This is a genomic window from Arthrobacter sp. Y3221157, from assembly GCF_059089865.1.
The window spans coordinates 1-17,369 of record NZ_JBNHFD010000005.1 but is presented as its reverse complement, the minus strand read 5'-3'; the positions used below and the strand labels follow the sequence as shown (position 1 = coordinate 17,369).

The 17,369-nt window shown below is 67.0% G+C and carries 17 protein-coding genes; 8 read left to right on the top strand and 9 right to left on the bottom strand.

Translation table 11 applies throughout. The features are described from left to right. Positions 1-34: 34 nt before the first annotated feature. A complete protein-coding gene (locus tag AC5RTT_RS02835) occupies positions 35-1,591 on the bottom strand; it encodes a circularly permuted type 2 ATP-grasp protein (protein ID WP_494143927.1) in 1,557 nt (518 codons plus the stop codon). Between the two features lie 112 nt (positions 1,592-1,703). Here AC5RTT_RS02835 and AC5RTT_RS02830 point away from each other — a divergent pair, with 112 nt between their 5' ends. Then, positions 1,704-2,753, top strand: coding sequence for a YeiH family protein (locus AC5RTT_RS02830; protein WP_494143926.1), 1,050 nt, complete (start codon positions 1,704-1,706; stop codon positions 2,751-2,753). 31 nt (positions 2,754-2,784) lie between these two features. Then, a complete protein-coding gene (gene pepN / locus AC5RTT_RS02825) occupies positions 2,785-5,415 on the top strand; it encodes an aminopeptidase N (protein WP_494143925.1) in 2,631 nt (876 codons plus the stop codon). On the opposite strand, the gene lplAB is transcribed toward pepN, so the two are convergent. From lplAB to AC5RTT_RS02800, 5 genes are all read right to left on the bottom strand, one after another. Beyond that, the gene (gene lplAB / locus AC5RTT_RS02820) at positions 5,416-6,507 is read right to left on the bottom strand and encodes a lipoate-protein ligase LplAB (RefSeq protein ID WP_494143924.1); all 1,092 of its coding nucleotides are present in this window, start codon (positions 6,505-6,507) and stop codon (positions 5,416-5,418) included. Positions 6,508-6,602: 95 nt separating this feature from the next. Then, positions 6,603-6,860, bottom strand: coding sequence for a type B 50S ribosomal protein L31 (locus AC5RTT_RS02815; protein WP_066275740.1), 258 nt, complete (start codon positions 6,858-6,860; stop codon positions 6,603-6,605). A gap of 136 nt (positions 6,861-6,996) precedes the next feature. Then, positions 6,997-7,806: a TrmH family RNA methyltransferase gene (locus AC5RTT_RS02810; RefSeq protein ID WP_494143923.1), complete on the bottom strand. Its 810-nt coding sequence runs from the start codon at positions 7,804-7,806 to the stop codon at positions 6,997-6,999. A 7-nt stretch (positions 7,807-7,813) separates the two neighbouring features. After that, positions 7,814-8,599, bottom strand: coding sequence for a sulfite exporter TauE/SafE family protein (locus AC5RTT_RS02805; RefSeq protein WP_494143922.1), 786 nt, complete (start codon positions 8,597-8,599; stop codon positions 7,814-7,816). Between the two features lie 15 nt (positions 8,600-8,614). Then, on the bottom strand, positions 8,615-9,400 hold the full coding sequence (locus AC5RTT_RS02800; protein ID WP_494143921.1) for an ABC transporter ATP-binding protein: 786 nt from the start codon (positions 9,398-9,400) through the stop codon (positions 8,615-8,617). 147 nt (positions 9,401-9,547) lie between these two features. On the opposite strand from AC5RTT_RS02800, the gene serB reads away from it, so the two are divergent. Next, positions 9,548-10,441 (top strand): phosphoserine phosphatase SerB, encoded by an 894-nt coding sequence (serB, locus tag AC5RTT_RS02795; protein ID WP_494143920.1) that lies wholly within the window; start codon positions 9,548-9,550, stop codon positions 10,439-10,441. 75 nt (positions 10,442-10,516) lie between these two features. Here the strand turns inward: serB and AC5RTT_RS02790 are convergent, their stop codons facing one another. Both AC5RTT_RS02790 and AC5RTT_RS02785 read right to left on the bottom strand, forming a co-directional pair. Beyond that, positions 10,517-11,272, bottom strand: a complete 756-nt coding sequence (locus AC5RTT_RS02790; RefSeq protein ID WP_494143919.1) for an SDR family oxidoreductase — start codon at positions 11,270-11,272, stop codon at positions 10,517-10,519. Positions 11,273-11,400: 128 nt separating this feature from the next. Next, complete coding sequence (locus AC5RTT_RS02785; protein ID WP_494143918.1) at positions 11,401-12,126, bottom strand: beta-ketoacyl-ACP reductase; 726 nt, start codon at positions 12,124-12,126, stop codon at positions 11,401-11,403. Positions 12,127-12,279: 153 nt separating this feature from the next. Here AC5RTT_RS02785 and AC5RTT_RS02780 point away from each other — a divergent pair, with 153 nt between their 5' ends. The 4 genes from AC5RTT_RS02780 to AC5RTT_RS02765 are packed head-to-tail and all read left to right on the top strand — an operon-like array spanning position 12,280 to position 14,330. Continuing rightward, positions 12,280-12,711, top strand: coding sequence for a DUF3099 domain-containing protein (locus AC5RTT_RS02780; protein WP_494143917.1), 432 nt, complete (start codon positions 12,280-12,282; stop codon positions 12,709-12,711). Beyond that, positions 12,708-12,977: a hypothetical protein gene (locus tag AC5RTT_RS02775; protein ID WP_494143916.1), complete on the top strand. Its 270-nt coding sequence runs from the start codon at positions 12,708-12,710 to the stop codon at positions 12,975-12,977. The genes AC5RTT_RS02780 and AC5RTT_RS02775 overlap by 4 nt, the downstream gene beginning before the upstream one ends. Further along, the gene (locus AC5RTT_RS02770; protein ID WP_494143915.1) at positions 12,978-13,847 is read left to right on the top strand and encodes an SURF1 family cytochrome oxidase biogenesis protein; all 870 of its coding nucleotides are present in this window, start codon (positions 12,978-12,980) and stop codon (positions 13,845-13,847) included. It abuts the gene before it with no gap. A gap of 3 nt (positions 13,848-13,850) precedes the next feature. Continuing rightward, positions 13,851-14,330: a YbaK/EbsC family protein gene (locus AC5RTT_RS02765; RefSeq protein WP_494143914.1), complete on the top strand. Its 480-nt coding sequence runs from the start codon at positions 13,851-13,853 to the stop codon at positions 14,328-14,330. 3 nt (positions 14,331-14,333) lie between these two features. Here the strand turns inward: AC5RTT_RS02765 and abc-f are convergent, their stop codons facing one another. Next, the gene (gene abc-f, locus AC5RTT_RS02760) at positions 14,334-15,932 is read right to left on the bottom strand and encodes a ribosomal protection-like ABC-F family protein (protein WP_494143913.1); all 1,599 of its coding nucleotides are present in this window, start codon (positions 15,930-15,932) and stop codon (positions 14,334-14,336) included. Positions 15,933-16,130: 198 nt separating this feature from the next. Between abc-f and AC5RTT_RS02755 the strand changes: the two genes are divergently transcribed. Further along, positions 16,131-17,195, top strand: a complete 1,065-nt coding sequence (locus AC5RTT_RS02755; RefSeq protein ID WP_494143912.1) for a spore photoproduct lyase family protein — start codon at positions 16,131-16,133, stop codon at positions 17,193-17,195. The last annotated feature ends 174 nt before the right edge of the window (positions 17,196-17,369 follow it).

Here is a 17,369-nt window from a genome sequence, read left to right as displayed (position 1 = left end):
AAGGGAAAAGACTTCTGCGGGGTTGCATCCCGGCTCACTGCTGCTGCTCCGACTGGCGGTCGCGCCAGTTGCTCTCCACCGGCCATACGGAGACCCGCTCGCGCACCGAGATGGACGTCCGGGGAACGGTTTCCACCGGCATCTGCGGCGAATCGGCCAGGACCCAGGTGTCCTTGGAGCCGCCGCCCTGGCTGGAATTCACGATCAGCGACCCTTCCTTCAGCGCCACCCGGGTGAGCCCGCCGGGCAGCACCCAGACGTTGTCGCCGTCGTTCACCGCGAAGGGGCGCAGGTCCACGTGGCGGGGACCGAACTTGTCGCCGCTGAGGGTGGGCACGGTGGAGAGCTGGAGCACAGGCTGGGCGATCCACCCGCGGGGATCGGCGATGATCCGCTGCTGGAGCGCGTCCAGCTCGTCCTTGGAGGCGTCCGGGCCGATCACCAGGCCCTTGCCGCCGGAGCCGTCCACCGGCTTGACCACCAGCTCGGCAAGGTTGTCCAGGGTGTACTCCCGGGCCTCCTTCTCCTCGAGGCGGAACGTGTCCACGTTCGCGATGATGGGCTCCTCGCCGAGGTAGTAGCGGATCAGGTCAGGAACGTAACTGTAAACCAGTTTGTCGTCCGCGACGCCGTTGCCCACGGCGTTGGCGATAGTGACCCCGCCGGCGCGGGCGGCGTTGACCAGGCCCGGGCAGCCAAGCATGGAATCGGCGCGGAACTGCAGGGGGTCCAGGAAGTCGTCGTCGATCCGCTTGTAGATGACGTCCACGCGCTGTTCACCGGCGGTGGTGCGCATGTACACACGGTTTCCGCGGCAGATCAGGTCCCGGCCCTCCACCAGTTCCACGCCCATCAGGCCCGCGAGCAGCGTGTGCTCGAAGTAGGCGCTGTTGAACACGCCGGGGGTCAGGACCACCACGGTGGGGTCGTCGACGCCGGCCGGTGCCGTTTTGCGCAGGGCCGACAGGAGCCGGCGCGGGTACTCCTCCACCGGGCGGATGAGCTGCTGGCCGAACGCCTCCGGCAGGCCCTTGGCCATGGCGCGGCGGTTTTCCAGGACGTAGCTGACGCCCGAGGGGACGCGAACGTTGTCTTCCAGGACCCGGAACGTCCCGGCAGCGTCACGCACGACGTCGATACCGGAGATGTGCACCCGGACGCCGCCTGCGGGCTCGAAGCCGTGGACCTGACGGTGGAAGTGCGCGCTGGTGGTCACCAGCTGGCGGGGGATCACGCCGTCGGACACCACGGTCATCTTGTCGTACACGTCGTTGAGGAACGCCTCCAGCGCGCGCACGCGCTGCGCGACGCCGCGTTCCAGGACATCCCACTCGGCGGCGGGGATGACCCGCGGCACGATGTCCAGCGGGAAGGGGCGCTCCTCCCCCGCGAAGTCGAAAGTGACACCACGGTCCAGGAAGGTGCGCGCCATCGAGTCGGCGCGGGCACTGACATCAGCCAGGGAGAGCTTGCGGAGTGCGTCTGCCACCTGCCCGTACGAGTCCCGTGCCTGCTGGCCTGGGGCGAACATCTCATCGTAGGCTCCGGTCCGGGCTGCGGCCTCGGAGTACTCCTGGAATAGGTCTGGCATGCCCAATAGCCAACCATCTTTTTGTTTCGAACTCATAAACCGGCCTTCATTTGGCGTGTTGGCCGGGGCCGCCGGTTCGCTGATTCCGCGCCGCATCCGGCACAGTAGGGAGGTGCCTGTCAGCAGAAGCCATCCAGCGCCCGGTGAGGGACACCCCCGACGCGCTGACCGGCTGCTCCCTGGGCTGGCCACCGCTGCGGTGGCCCTGGTGGCCGCATTCCTGGTCCACGCGGTGGTTCCGGTCCTGCCGGCGATGACCATGGCCGTGGTGCTGGGAGTCCTGGCGGCGAACCTTCCCCTGGCGGGTGTGTGGACCGCGGGACGGGCAAGGCCGGGCCTTGATTTCGCCGGCAAGCACCTGATGCGCGGCGGGATTGTCCTGCTGGGGCTGAAGGTCAGCGTCATGGACGTCCTGGGGCTGGGCTGGCTTTCCCTGGTCCTGATCACCGGGGTGGTGGCGGCGAGCTTCGGCGGCACCTACCTGATTTCCCGGCTCTTCCGGCTGCCCCCGGTGACGGCGCTCCTGGTGGCCACCGGGTTCTCGATCTGCGGCGCCTCAGCCATTGGCGCCATCGCCGCCGTGCGGCGCATCCGGCATGTGGACACTGTCCTTCCGGTGGCCCTGGTGACGCTGTGCGGGACGCTCGCCATCGGCGTCCTGCCCCTGCTGGTGCATCCGCTCCAGCTCACCGCTCCCGTCTTCGGCGCCTGGACCGGCGCGTCCGTGCACGACGTCGGCCAAGTGGTGGCCACGGCGCAAACCGCAGGCACCGCGGCGCTGGGCATCGCCGTCGTCGTCAAGCTCACCCGGGTCCTGCTGCTGGCACCGGTGGCCGCCATGGCCGGCACGCACCAGCGCTTCGCGGCCCGCCCGGACAGCAACGGGACGGACGCCAAGCTGCCCCCGGTGGTGCCGCTGTTCGTGCTCGGCTTCGTGGCGATGGTGGGACTCCGGTCCACCGGCTGGGTGTCCGGAGAGTGGCTGGAAGCGGGGGCGGTGCTGCAGGACGTCCTGCTGGGCGCGGCGCTGTTCGGACTGGGCTCGGCCGTGCGGATCCGAACCCTGCTCCTGACTGGTGGGCGGGCGCTCCTGGCGGCCCTTGCGTCATGGCTGCTGATTGCCGCCCTGGGACTCGCTGCCGCCCTGCTGATCGCGCGCTGATCCCGCTCCGGCACCGTGATTAGATAGCTGGGTGTCGAATCAGAATCTGCAGCGCGATGAGGCTGCCGGACGGTCAGCCCTGATCACCACCACCAGCTACGACGTCTCGCTGGACGTGCGGCAGGCGGCTGATCCGGACGTCCCGGGCTACACCAGCCGCAGCGTCATCACCTTCTCCGCTGCCGAGGCCGGCACGTCAACCTTCCTGGACTTCATCGGCGGCGGCGTCCACAGCGTGTTCCTCAACGGCAAGGGCCTACGCGTTGAGGACGTAGTGGACGGGGCCCGGATCCGGCTGGACAACCTGCAGCTCGAGAACCAGGTCACCGTCACGGGCACCGCCCTGTACAGCCGCTCCGGCGAAGGGATGCACCGCTTCGTGGATCCCGCCGACGGCCAGTGCTACCTGTACACGCAGTACGAACCGGCCGACGCCAGGCGGGTCTTCGCCAACTTCGAGCAGCCCGACCTCAAGGCCACGTTCACGTTCCACGTCATGGCGCCGGCGGACTGGCAGGTAGCATCCAACGGGGTGGAAACGGCACGCACCCTGCTCACTAGTGACCCCGCCACCGCCCGCTGGGACTTCGCCACCACGGAGCCGATGTCCACCTACATCACCACCGTGCTGGCCGGACCCTATTTCAAGGCGGAGGACCGCTGGCAGGCAACGCTCGACGACGGGACCTCCCTGGACGTCCCGCTGGCCCTTTACTGCCGGGCGTCCATGGCGGAATCCTTCGATGCGGACGAGCTGTTCCGGCTGACCAAAAACGGGCTGGACTTCTTCAACCGGCTCTTCGCCTACCCCTACCCGTGGGGCAAGTACGACCAGGCGTTCGTGCCGGAGTACAACCTGGGCGCCATGGAGAACCCCGGCCTGGTCACCTTCACCGACAGCTACGTGTTCACGTCCCGCGCCACCGACGCCCAGTACCAGGGACGCGCCAACACCCTTCTGCACGAAATGGCGCACATGTGGTTCGGCGACCTGGTGACCATGCAGTGGTGGGACGACCTCTGGCTCAAGGAATCCTTCGCCGACTACATGGGCACCCTCGGCGTTGACCGGGCCACGGACTGGGACTCCGCCTGGGTGAGCTTTGCGAACAAGCGGAAGGCGTGGGCGTACGTCCAGGACCAGCTGCCCACCACCCACCCCATCGTGGCGGACATCCCCGACCTTGAAGCGGCCAAGCAGAACTTCGACGGCATCACTTATGCCAAGGGCGCCTCGGTGCTCAAACAGCTGGTGGCGTACGTGGGCTTTGACGCCTTCATCGCAGGCTCGCGGGAGTACTTCCGCAAGCACGCCTACTCCAACACCACCCTGGCGGACCTCTTAGAGGCACTCAGTGCCGCCTCCGGCCGGGACCTGAGCGATTGGGCACGGCAGTGGCTCCAGACCTCGGGCATTTCCACCCTCGCCCTGGACATCACGCCGGATGCAACGGACGACGGCGCCATCGGCAGTGCGGCCATCGTCCAGGAGGCTGCGGACCCCGTCACGGGACGGGACGAGCCCCGGCCGCACCGGCTCCGGGTGGGGCTGTACGATTTCGACGCTTCCGGCGCCCTGGTCCGCACCGGAAGCGTGGAAACCGACGCCAACGGCTCCTCCACGCCCGTCCCGGAACTGGCGGACAAGCCGCGGCCCGCGCTGCTGCTCCTCAACGACGACGACCTGACCTATGCCAAAGTCCGGCTTGATCCGGTCTCCCTGGACACTGTCCTGGAGTCACTGGACAGGATCACCGACCCCATGGCCCGGGCCTTGTGCTGGTCGGCGCTGTGGGACTTGGCCCGGGGCGGGGAAAGCCCGGCGGCACGCTACGTGGAGGCGGTGGCAGCGTACGGCCCGGCGGAAACCGGCATCGGAGTCCTGCTGAACATCCTTGAGAACGCCTGCACCGCCGTCGAACGCTACACGCCCGCTGCCGGACGGGAGGGCGTACGGTCCCCGTTCCTGGCGGCTGTCAATGCTGAGCTGGACCGTGCCGTCCCCGGGTCCGACCACCAACTGGCATGGGCCAGGACGGTGGGCACGCTCAGCAGGCGTGACACTGCCCTGCTCCCCCGCCTGCGCGGGCTGCTGGACGGCTCGGCACCCGTCGGGGGCCTGGCTGTGGACGCCGAACTGCGCTGGCATATCTGGCACGCACTCGCCGCCAACGGCCAGGCAACCCTTGCCGAACTCGATGCTGAACTGGCGCGGGACACCACCGCTTCCGGGCGTGCCGGCCACGCTACAGCGGTCGCCGCCCGGCCGGACCCTGCCGTCAAAGCCGCCGCATGGCAGGAAGCGGTCCACGGCAACGCACTCTCCAACCAACTGCTCAGCGCCACCATCAGCGGCTTCACCACCGCCCCGGCCGGCCTCCTGGATCCGTACGTGGAACCGTATTTTGAGTGCCTGCGCGGCGTGTGGGACGGGCGGAGCATCGAAATCGCCACCAGGATCGTCCGCGGCCTGTTCCCCCTGAACCAGGACCTGGCGGAGGGCATGGAACCTGCACACCACCCGGTGCTCCGCAGGACCGACGAATGGCTGGCTGCCCATGCCGACGCCCCGCGGGCGCTGCGCCGCATCATCGTGGAGCAGCGCAGCCACCTGCTCCGGGCACTCACCGCACAGGCCGCCGTCGTGGTTCCATCCCGCTGACTAGGGAACCCGGTGGAGCCATTCCTCGGTGCCGAACTTCGTGGCCACGCGTTCACGGGCCAGGGACAGTTCATTCTCGGTGAGTGCTGAGGTGGTGGCCCCGTACCGCCCGGTGAACACCTCCGCCATGGCCTCGATGATCGCCGTCCGGGCCAGGCCGGTCTGCCGGCGGAGCGGGTCCACGCGCTTCTTTGCGCTGCGGATCCCCTTGTCCGAGAGTTTCTCCTTGCCGATCCGGAGTACCTCCACCATCTTGTCGGCATCAATGTCGTAGCTCATGGTGACGTGGTGCAGCATGCCGCCGTTGGCGAGCCGCTTCTGCGCCGCCCCGCCGATCTTCCCCTGGTCCGTGGCGATGTCGTTGAGCGGCACGTAGAAGGCCGTGATGCCCAGCTTCTCCAGCGCTGCCATGACCCAGGCGTCCAGGTAGGGGTAGGAATCGGCGAAGCTAAGCCCGTCAACGAGCGTCTGCGGCAGGTACAGCGAGTACGTGATGCAGTTGCCGGCCTCCATGAACATCGCTCCCCCGCCGCTGATCCGGCGGACCACCTTGATGCCGTGCTTTGCCACGCCGCCGGGGTCCACCTCGTTCCGGACGGACTGGAAGCTGCCGATGACCACGGACGGCTCCTGCCAGTCCCAGAACCGCAGGGTGGGGTTGCGCCGGCCGGCACCGACTTCCTCGGTGAGGACCTCATCCAGGGCAACGTTGATCTCGGTGGGAAGCACTGTGGGCGGGATGACGTTCCAGTGGTGGTCGGTCCAGGAGGTGGCCTTGGCAAGCGCCCGGCGCACCGTGACGGCCACGGCGTCGGCGGAGAAGCCGAACAGGGCGGCCTCCGCCGGAAGCGCTGCCGTAACGGCCTCAGCGAGCTCGGCGGCGGGCGTGGTTTCGGGCAGGCCGGTCAGCGCACGGTTAATGGCCAGCAGGGCCTCGTCCGGTTCCAGGAAGAAGTCACCGCTGATGGAGACCTCCGCCAGGTGCCCGTCCGCCACGGACAGGTCCGCCACCACCAGCTTCCCGCCCGGCACCTTGTACTCGCCGTGCAGGTTCTTGCTGGATTCAGGATGCGGAAGGGGGTGCTGGCTCATGTCCTCCATCCTGCCGCACATGGGCCTGCGGTGTTAAAGCAGGAAGGCCCGCACCGTTGCCGGTGCGGGCCTTCCGAAGAAGCTTGGAGGAAGAATTACTTCTTGCCGCCGAAGCCCTTGAAGCGAGCGTTGAAGCGCTCGACGCGGCCGGCGGAGTCCATGATGCGCTGCTTGCCCGTGTAGAACGGGTGCGACTCGGAGGAGATTTCGACGTCGATGACCGGGTAGGTGTTGCCGTCTTCCCACTCGATGGTCTTCGAGGAAGAAACGGTGGACTTGGTCAGGAACTTCGTGCCGGAAGCCAGGTCGTTGAAAACAACAGCTTCGTACTTCGGGTGGATATCAGACTTCATAATGGGACCTTCGTTCACGCGCTGGATTTTGCCAGCTGCCAGGTATGAATGGGATGGTTCCTGCCGGGGCCGAAACGGAATCGGCAGGACAACCAGCTATCAATCATAGCGGACGCCAGTGGTGCTGACGAACCGGCTACGGGCGTGCCCGCAGCTCCCAGAAGGCCACGGCTGACGCCGCAGCGACGTTGAGTGAATCCACCCCGTTCCGCATGGGGATCTTCACGGCTAAGTCGACGGCGGCAAGCGTCTCCGCGCTCATTCCGGCGCCTTCGGTGCCGAGCACCAGGGCGAGCTTGTCCGGGTTCCGCGCCGCCACAACGTCTACGTCCTGGGCATCCGCCGTGAGCTCCAGGGCGGCCACTTCGAAGCCGTGGTCCTTGAGGACCTGGAGGTCCCGCGGCCAGCTGTCCAGCCGGGCCCAGGGAACCTGGAACACCGTTCCCATGCTGACGCGGACACTCCGGCGGTAGAGGGGGTCCCCGCACCGCGGCGAAACCAGGACGGCGTCGATGTCCAGGGCGGCGGCGGACCGGAAGATGGCGCCCACGTTGGTGTGGTCCACGATGTCCTCCAGCACAGCCACCCGCCGGGCGCCTGCGAGGAGTTCAGGCAGCGGGACTGGGGCCGGACGGTGCATGGCGGCCATGGCGCCCCGGTGCAGGTGGAAGCCGGTGATTTCCTCGAGCAGCGCCGCCTTGCCGATGAAGGCCGGGACGCCGGGGTAGGCGTCCAGGACGTCTTGCAGGTCCTCAAGCCACTTCTCGGCCAGGAAGAAAGACCGCGGCTGGTGGCCGGCGGCGAGGGCGCGGCGGAGGACGCGGGATGATTCGGCGATGTACATGCCCTCCGCCGGCTCGCGGAGCTTGCGCAGGTGGACGTCGGTGAGCCGGGTGTAGTCGGACACCCGGGGATCGTCCGCGGACTCAAGATAGTGGATTGTCACCGGGCGATTATTTCAGGAGATTCGCGATCAGGAATCCCAGGGCCACCAGGCCCAGGACCAGGATCACGGCGCGCAGCACTGTCGGTGCGAGCCGGCGGCCTATCTTCGCCCCGAGAAGACCGCCAATGCTTGAGCTGACGGCAATCAGCAGCACCACCAGCCAGTTGATCCGGTCGAAGGCAAAGAGCAGGTAGGAGACGGCGGCCACCAGGTTGACGCCCAGCACCAGGATGTTCTTCATGGCGTTGGCGTTCTGCATAGTGCCGGTGAGGAAGACGCCCAGGATCCCCACCAGCAAGATTCCCTGCGCCGCCACGAAGTAGCCGCCGTAGACCCCGGCAAGGTAAACCAGCGCCACCAGAAGGACACCGTGCTGTTTGTCCCGCACTGCGTGCTCGGGATTCTCTTCGCGGTTCCGGACCCAGGCTTGCAGGCGGGGCTGGAACACCACCATCAGGAGTGCCAGGACAATCAGCACGGGGGCGGCGTAGTGGAAGACCTGTTCCGGCAGGTGCAGGAGCAGCCAGGCGCCGGAGACGCCGCCCAGCAGCGACGCGGGCAGGAGCCGCATCAGCTGCCGGCCGCGGCCCTTCAATTCCCGCCGGTATCCGAAGGCTCCCGCGGCGCCGCCGGCCACAAGCCCCATGGCGTTGCTCATGGAAGCGACCACCGGTGTGATGCCCAGTGCGATGAGCACCGGGAACGTCACCAGCGTGCCGGAGCCCACCACCGCATTGATGGTGCCGGCCCAGAGACCGGCAATGGACACAAAGATGCTGCTGAGCAGGTCCAACGTGATGTTTGCCGCTTAGCGGCGCGCGGTGGCGGTGTAACGGCCCGCGCTCTCCGTGACATCAAGGTCGAGGCCGAACGTGGTGCTGAGGTGCTCATCGGTGAGCACTTCGGTGATCGGGCCTGCGGCAACTACGCCGCCGTCGCGCAGGAGCATGGCATGCGTGAAGCCTGGCGGGACTTCCTCCAGGTGGTGGGTCACCAGCACCATCGCCGGCGCCGCCTCGTCGCTGGCCAGTTCGCCGAGCTTGTGCACCAGCTCCTCGCGGCCGCCGAGGTCCAGGCCGGCGGCAGGCTCGTCGAGCAGCAGCAGTTCGGGGTCCGTCATGAGGGCACGGGCGATCTGGACGCGCTTGCGTTCGCCTTCGGACAGGGTGGCAAAGGTCCGGTTCAGCAGCGGGCCCATTCCCCACTCGTTCAGCAGGCGGAAGGCGCGGCGTTCGTCGTCGCGCTCGTAGCCTTCCCGCCAGCGCCCGGTGACGCCGTAGGCGGCGGTCACCACAACGTTGAGGACGTTCTCCTGTTCGGGGATTTGGGTGGCGAGGGCTGCCGAGGAAAGGCCGATGCGGGGGCGGAGCTCGAACACATCAACGCGGCCCAGGGTCTCGTCCAGGATGCCGGCGGTTCCGCTGCTGGGGTGGAGCCGTGCGGCTGCGATCTGCAGGAGGGTGGTCTTTCCGGCACCGTTGGGGCCTAGGATGACCCAGCGTTCGCCTTCATTGACTTCCCAGTCAATCTTGTCCAGCAGGGTTTTCTTACCTCGGACAACACTGACGGAAGACAATTCCAGAACATCACTCATAGGAGTAGACACTAGGACAAAAAAGAGGCCGACTGATAACCGGTGGCGGGGCGCCGAAACACCGCGTCCACCGCCGGGATTGCGCAGTTGCGGGGCTGTGCGCAATGAATGCAAAGGACCCGGCAGCGGCTCGATAAGATTGCAGGCATGACTTCGAACGTGACTGCGGTCAGCTATGGCCAAAATATGACTCCAAACGGGCTGGAGCAGCTGCGTTCCGTTCTGGCCGCAGCCGGCGCCGCGGTGCTGCGGGAAGACTCCCTGGGTGACGAACGTTACCGCGTGCAGGTGGCGGAACTGGCCCTTCCGGATGCCACCGCCGCCGGCCTCGCCGCCCTCCGCCGGACCGTGGCCGAAGCCGGCATCGAAGGCCAGGACACCGCCCTTGTTCCTGCCTGCCTGCGGTCCGCCCCGCGCAAGCTGCTGATCATGGATGTGGATTCCACCCTGATCCAGCAGGAGGTTATCGAGCTCCTCGCAGCGTATGCCGGCAAATTCGAAGAGGTGGCCGCCGTCACCGAAGCCGCCATGCGGGGCGAACTGGACTTCACCCAGAGCCTGCACGCCCGCGTGGCCGTACTGGCGGGGCTGCCGGCCGACGTCGTCCTTTCCGTCCGGCAGGAAGTGAAACTCAGCGAAGGGGCCGCCGAGCTCGTGGCCGCGTTCAAGGCGGCAGGGCATGTGGTGGCCGTGGTGTCCGGCGGCTTTAACCAGATCCTGCAGCCGATCGCTGAGGAGCTGGGCCTGGACTACTGGCAGGCGAACGAACTGGAAATCGTCGACGGCGTGCTGACCGGCAAGGTGCTGGGTGCCGTGGTGGACCGCGCTGCCAAGGAGAAATACCTGCGCGAATGGGCGGCCGCCGAGGGCATTGCCCTCGAACACACGGTGGCCGTGGGCGACGGCGCCAACGACCTGGACATGCTGGGGGCGGCCGGCATTGGCGTGGCCTTCAACGCCAAACCCGCCGTCCGGGCGGTGGCGGACGCCGCGGTCAACATGCCCTACCTCGACGCGGTCCGGCACGTCGCCGGCGTCTGAACGTCTTTCAATAACGCAAGAGAAGAAGGAGTCCGGTGCGGGTGCACCGGACTCCTTCTTCTTTGGCTCGTTGGGCTACTGCTGCGCGCCCTTGCCGAAGTAATCTGCGCCGCCGGCGTACTCGGTGTGGCCGGATTCGACGTCGGCGGTCGCCATTCCTGCCACCACCTGCGCGAACTCCTCCACGGAGTACAGCTTGCCGGCCTCTGCGCGGCGGGCCTCAATGGCACCGGGCGTGGAGCGGTCCAGCAGCGTGGCGGTGACAGTGCCCTCGATCATGTCGCCGGACACCACCACCAGGGAGATGCCCTTCTCAGCCAGGCTGGGGATGAGCTCGCGCAGGGCGTCCTCGCCGGCACGCTTGCTGCGGGCCACGGGCTCGTAGGCGGGCATGGTGGAGACGGTGTTGATGAAGTGCGCCTGGTGGCTGGTCACGAAGACCACGCGGGAGCCTTCCTTCATCAGCGGCACCGCAGCGTTAAGCATGTTCAGCTGGGCGTCGCGGTTCAGCTTGAGCGCGTAGTCCTCACCCATGCCGGTTTCCATGCCGCCGGAGGCGTTAAGGACCAGGATATCCAGGGAACCAAAGTTCTCCATCGCCGCGGAAGCCAGGGCCTGGACGCCTTCCTGGGTGGTGAGGTCCGCGCCCACAGCCACGGCGCGCCCGCCGTCGGCCTCAATTCCCTGGACCACCTTGTTGGCGCGCGGTGCCTTCTGGCGGTAGTTCACCACGACGGCGGCGCCCTCGCCGGCGAGGATCTTGGCTACCTCAGCGCCGATGCCGCGCGATGATCCGGTGACGATGGCGGTCTTGTTGTCCAGCAGTCCCACAGGGGCTCCTTTTTGTTCGATACGTCTAAATCCATGAAGGCCTGCTGTCCATCATGCCAGCGGCCGGTGCCGATTCCGTTGTCCGGGTCCCACAAAGAAGCCCCGCAGGGCTAGTTTGGCGGGAGGGGTCAGTGGCCCATACCCAGGCCGCCGTCCACCGGGATGACCGCGCCGGAGATGTAGGCGGCCTCGTCGCTGGAGATCCAGCGGACCACGTTGGCCACCTCGGAGGCCTCGGCGAACCGGCCCGCCGGGATGCTGGCCAGGTAGTCCTTCTGGGTGGCTTCGGGGAGCTCGGCGGTCATGTCCGTGTTGATGAAGCCGGGGGCTACCACGTTGGCGGTGATGCCACGGGACCCGAGCTCGCGGGTCAGGGAGCGGGCGATGCCCACCAAACCTGCCTTGGAGGCGGAGTAGTTGATCTGACCCGGGGCGCCGTAGAGGCCGGACACGGACGAGATGAGGACAATACGGCCCTTGCGGAGCCGGATCATGCCCTTGGAGGCGCGCTTGATCACACGGAAAGCACCGGTGAGGTTGGTGTCGATGACGGACGTGAAGTCGTCCTCGCTCATGCGCAGCAGCAGCGTGTCCTTGGTGATGCCGGCGTTGGCCACCAGAACCTCAACGGGGCCGTGGGCGGCTTCGACCTCCTTGAAGGCTGCGTCCACGGATGCCTCGTCAGTGACGTCCGCCTTGACGCCCAGGATTCCGTCCGGCAGCTGTGACTCGCTGCGGTAGGTCACGGCAACCTTGTCCCCGTTGGCCAGGAATGCCTCGGCGATGGCCAGGCCGATGCCGCGGTTGCCGCCGGTGATGAGGACGCTGCGGGGGGCGGAAACTGCTTCAGTCATTAAGACACTCCGGAATTCTGCGGCACGCTGCGCCGCGGTAGCAAAGGTGGGATGGGCTGCCTGATGATCTTATCGCCAGGGCCGGCGCGGGTTTGGGTGCCACTGCCGATGGTGAGAGAATTGATGCAAGCCTTTGGAGCGTGATAAGCCACCGTGACCCTTGAAAACCATGCGGGACAGACCGAGGCCGGAGAACCCGGGCGGTTCTCCGGTGACTCGGAGGTCCACAGCATTACGGATGCCGCGGGCGCGCACTCCGAGGACATGCGCAAACGCATGATCCAATACGCCCTGGCGATGGGCATCCGCATGGTGTGCCTGATCCTGATCTTCGTGGTTGACGGCTGGTTCAAGATCATCGCGGTTGCCGGCGCCGTGTTCCTGCCATGGATCGCGGTGGTCATCGCGAACGGGAGCGACAAAGCCGAGGCGCACAGCGATTCGCTGCTGGACTCCGCTCCCCTGGCGGAAATAGAGAGCCCGGTGCAGCCCGCCCGCGACGAGGGTCCCGGCGGCGAGGTACTGCAGGGCGAGTTGATCAACGACGACGGGACCGAACCCGGGGAGGAGCGGCAGGCATCATGAGCATCTTCGACTTTGCCGCAGGGACCGATCCTGCAGTGGCCGAAACAAGGGCAGTCTGCTCCCGCAAAGCGTGCCGGTCCGGCGCCTCCTGGCAGCTCCTATGGAACAACCCGAAGATCCATACCCCTGAGCGGCGCAAGATCTGGCTGGCCTGCGCAGAGCACCGGGACTGGCTGGAGGACTACCTGCAAACGCGCGGGCTGTGGAAGGAAACCCTCCCGCTCGACGCCGGTTCCCCGGACAGCGCCTGGGAGCAGGAAAGCTGAATGTACCGTTTCCTTTTTTCCAGCAAGTGGCTGGGCTATCTCCTGCTGGCCGCGATCTTCGCCACCGCCTGCGTGTTCCTGGGCCGCTGGCAGATGGACCGCCGGGCGGAGACGCTCGCCGAGATCAACCGCGTGGTGACCAACTACTCCGCCACTCCCATTCCCTTTGAACAGGCACGCGACCAGTTCACCCGCCTGGATCCGGCCAAGGAGTGGACCCAGGTGGAGCTGAAGGGCTCCTACGACGTGGCAGGCCAGCGCATTGTGCGGAACCGTCCCCTGAACGGGCAGCCCGGCTACGAGGTTGTGGTCCCGTTCCGGCTGGAGTCCGGCGAAACCGTGGTGGTGGACCGCGGCTGGCTCCCCATCGGCAACAAGAACCCCGGCAGCCCGGACTCGGTGCCGGCGCCGCCCTCCGGTGACGTCACCGCCGTCGTGCGTTTGAAGCATCCTGAACCCGAACTGCAGCGCGGGGCGCCGGAAGGCCAGCTGGCGTCCATCGACCTGGTCGCCTATTCCAGGGAACTCGGCTACCCCCTGCTGACCGGCGCGTACGGGCAGCTTGCGTCCGAGATGCCGCCGGCAGCCGAAATGCCGGCCGCCTTCCCAAAGCCTTCCACCGAGGAGGGCACGCACCTTTCCTACTCGCTGCAGTGGTTCGCCTTCGGCATCCTGATGTTCGTGGGCTTCGGCTACGCCGCGCGGCAGCAGGCGCGCAACGCGGCCATCGACGCCGAGGATGACGCCCTGGATGACGGAACAGTCCATTCCGCCGCGTCCGCCCGCCGTCGTCCGTCCCCGCCGCGGAAGCGGAAGAAGGCGACGTCGGAGGAAGAGGAAGACGCGCTCCTGGACGCGCAGGGGTACTGACCGATGACAGAAAACGGCAGTGCCAGCCCCGTTGCGCTGGTGAAGTCCGCGCTGGTGGCTGCCGGCGTCGGGGATACCGTGCGCAGCTTCCCGGCCGGGGTGCCTACGGCGGTGGCCGCGGCCGAAGCGCTGGGCTGCGACGTCGCGGCGATCACCAACAGCCTGGTTTTTGACCTGAACGGTGAACCGCTGCTTATCCTGGCCAGCGGGGCGGCAAGGGTGGACACTGCCCTGGTGGCGGGCCACCTCGGTGAGGGAAGGGTCCGCCGCGCCTCACCGGAGTTTGTACTGGAGCATACGGGCCAGGCGGTGGGCGGCGTGGCGCCGGTGGGCCATCCACGGAAGATCCGGACCCTCCTGGACGAGTCCCTCAGCGACCAGGAGCTCCTTTGGGCCGGCGCAGGTGACCACACCACGATGTTCAGCATCACCTACGACCAGCTCCGCGATATCACCGAAGCCCGGGAACTCCGGGTCCGCTAAGCGCTAGGCGAGCGTGATCAGGTCGAGGTAGTCCTCGTTCCACAGGTCCTCAACGCCGTCCGGAAGCAGCACCACACGCTCGGGGTTGAGGGCTTCCACCGCACCCTCGTCGTGGCTGACCAGGACGACGGCGCCCGTGTAGTTCCGCAGGGCGCCGAGGATTTCGGCGCGGCTGGCGGGGTCCAGGTTGTTGGTCGGTTCGTCGAGGAGGAGGACGTTGGCGCTGGAGGCCACGATGGTGGCCAGGGCCAGGCGCGTCTTCTCACCGCCGGAGAGTACGCCGGCGGGCTTGTCTACGTCGTCCCCGGAGAACAGGAATGATCCCAGGATGCCGCGGACCTCGGCGTCCTTCATGTCCGGCGCGGCCGAGCGCATGTTCTCCAGGACCGTGCGGTCGTGGTCCAGGGTTTCGTGTTCCTGGGCGTAGTAGCCCACCTTGAGGCCGTGGCCGGGGACGATGTCGCCCGTGTCCGGCTGGTCCACGCCGGCGAGCATCCGCAGCAGCGTGGTCTTGCCGGCGCCGTTGAGGCCCAGGATGACCACCTTGGAGCCGCGGTCGATGGCGAGGTCCACGTCGGTGAAGATTTCCAGCGATCCGTAGGACTTGCTGAGCCCTTCGGCCGTGAGCGGGGTCTTGCCGCACGGCGAGGGATCCGGGAAGCGGAGCGCTGCCACGCGGTCATGCTCGCGGACTGCCTCCAGGCCGCTGAGGAGCCGCTCGGCACGCTTGGCCATGTTCTGCGCGGCCACCGCCTTGGTGGCCTTGGCACGCATTTTGTTGGCCTGGTCCATCAGGACCTGGGCTTTCTTTTCGGCGTTGGCGCGTTCGCGCTTGCGGGCACGCTCGTCCGTTTCGCGCTGCTGCAGGTAGCGCTTCCAGCCCATGTTGTAGAAGTCGATCTGGGCGCGGTTGGCGTCCAGGTGGTACACCTTGTTGACCGTGGCCTCGAGCAGTTCGACGTCGTGGCTGATGACGATCAGGCCGCCCTGGTGGTTCTTGAGGAAGTCGCGGAGCCAGGAGATGGAGTCGGCATCCAGGTGGTTGGTGGGCTCGTCGAGGAGCATGGTTTCGGCACCGGAGTACAGGATGCGGGCCAGTTCCACGCGGCGCCGCTGCCCGCCGGAGAGGGTCCTGAGCGGCTGATTGAGGATCCGTTCGGGCAGCGCAAGGTTGGAGGAGATGGCCGCCGCTTCGGCTTCAGCGGCGTAGCCGCCGCCGGCAAGGAATTCGGCTTCGAGGCGGTCGTACCGGCCCATGGCCTTCCGCTGGACCTCGGCGTCGTCGCTGGCCATGTCCGCCTGGGCCTTTTTGAGCTTCCCGACGACGATGTCCAGGCCACGTGCCGAGAGGATGCGGTCCCGCGCGAGCTGCTCCATGTCGGGAGTCCGCGGGTCCTGCGGCAGGTAGCCGATCTCGCCGCTGCGGGTGACCTTGCCGGCCGCGGGAAGCCCCTCCCCCGCCAGGACGCGGGTCAGGGTGGTTTTCCCGGCGCCGTTGCGGCCCACGAGGCCGACTTTGTCGCCCTTGTCGATGCGGAAGCTCACCTGGTCCATAAGGAGCCGGGCGCCGGCGCGCAGTTCGAGGTCCTGGACGGTAATCACAGCAGGTATGGCCTTTCACAGCAGGGAGTAGCCGCAACCCGGAGCATCTGTGGCGGGCCTGGGCGGCAATGGCCGCAGAAACGGCCCTTTCAAGTCTACCTTGCTGCGTGAGCACAGTGACGGCAGAGGGGGCGTCACCGCCGGACGCTGTCGGCTTAACCGTCGGGACCGTCTGCGGAGGCTTGGGAGAATGGATGCGTGGAATTCAACCGGCTGCTGCAGATCCGCCGCATCTATGCCCAGCCTGCTGCGCTGGAGCTCCCCCGCGGCAAGGAAGTCATCGCACGCTGGCCGGATGCCGCCGTCGTCCTTGTCGACAGCCACTGGAACATCCCGGAAATCCATGGAGACGAAACCAATGTGCCGCGCTGGTCCCGGATCAAGACCGAGGCGCTGGTCCTCGGAGTCAAGAAGGCGCTGACGGTCAAGCCGAACGGCCGGTCCGCGGACTTCATCGCGCCGTCAACAGCGAACGGCTGCGCCATGGCCTGCGCCTATTGCTACGTGCCCCGGCACAAGGGCTACAGCAACCCCGTGACGGTGTTTGCGAACATCGAGCAAATCGCCGCAACCCTGGAGCGGCACGTCGGACGCCAAGGTATGAAGCTCGAGGCCAACCAATGCGACCCGGACCTCTGGGTCTACGACATCGGAGAGAACAGTGACTGTTCCGTCGACGCGTTGATCAGTGACAACGTCAAAGACCTCGTCACGCTCTTCCGCGACCTGCCCACGGCCAAGCTGTCCTTCGCCACCAAATACGTGAACAATGCCATGCTGGACTGGGACCACGGAGGCCACACCCGGATCCGTTTTTCACTGATGCCGGCAGATTTGGCGAAGTCAGTTGACGTCCGGACGTCGCCGGTGGCTGAACGGATGGCGGCCATCAACGATTTTGTGGATGCCGGGTATGAGGTGCACGTGAACTTCTCCCCCGTCATCATCACGGACACCTGGCTCACCGATTGGGCCGAGCTGCTGCGCCAGCTCGATGCCACCCTGACGCCCTCTGCAAAGGCCCAGCTGGCAGCGGAAGTCATCTTCCTGACCCACAACGAGGGCCTCCATGAGGTCAACCTGGGGTGGCATCCGCAGGCCGAGGACGTGCTGTGGCGACCTGACCTTCAGGAATCGAAGGTTTCGTCCAATGGCTTCCGCAACGTCCGCTACCGGTCGGGGGCCAAGGGCCGCTATGTGCGGCAGCTGACCGCACTCATTGAGGAGATCGCTCCTTACTGCCGCATCCGCTATGCATTCTGAGTTCAATGGCCGCCCTGCCGGGGCTAGACTTCGATCATGACCGGTGCCCGTTACCGTCTTCTGGCCTGGCTCGTCGCCCTTGCCGCTGTCCTGGGGGCCTGCGCGCCCGCCGTCGGCCTTAAGGACTCTCCCACCGGCCAGGCGACGCCCGCGGTCTCCGCCAGCCCGGCCGCG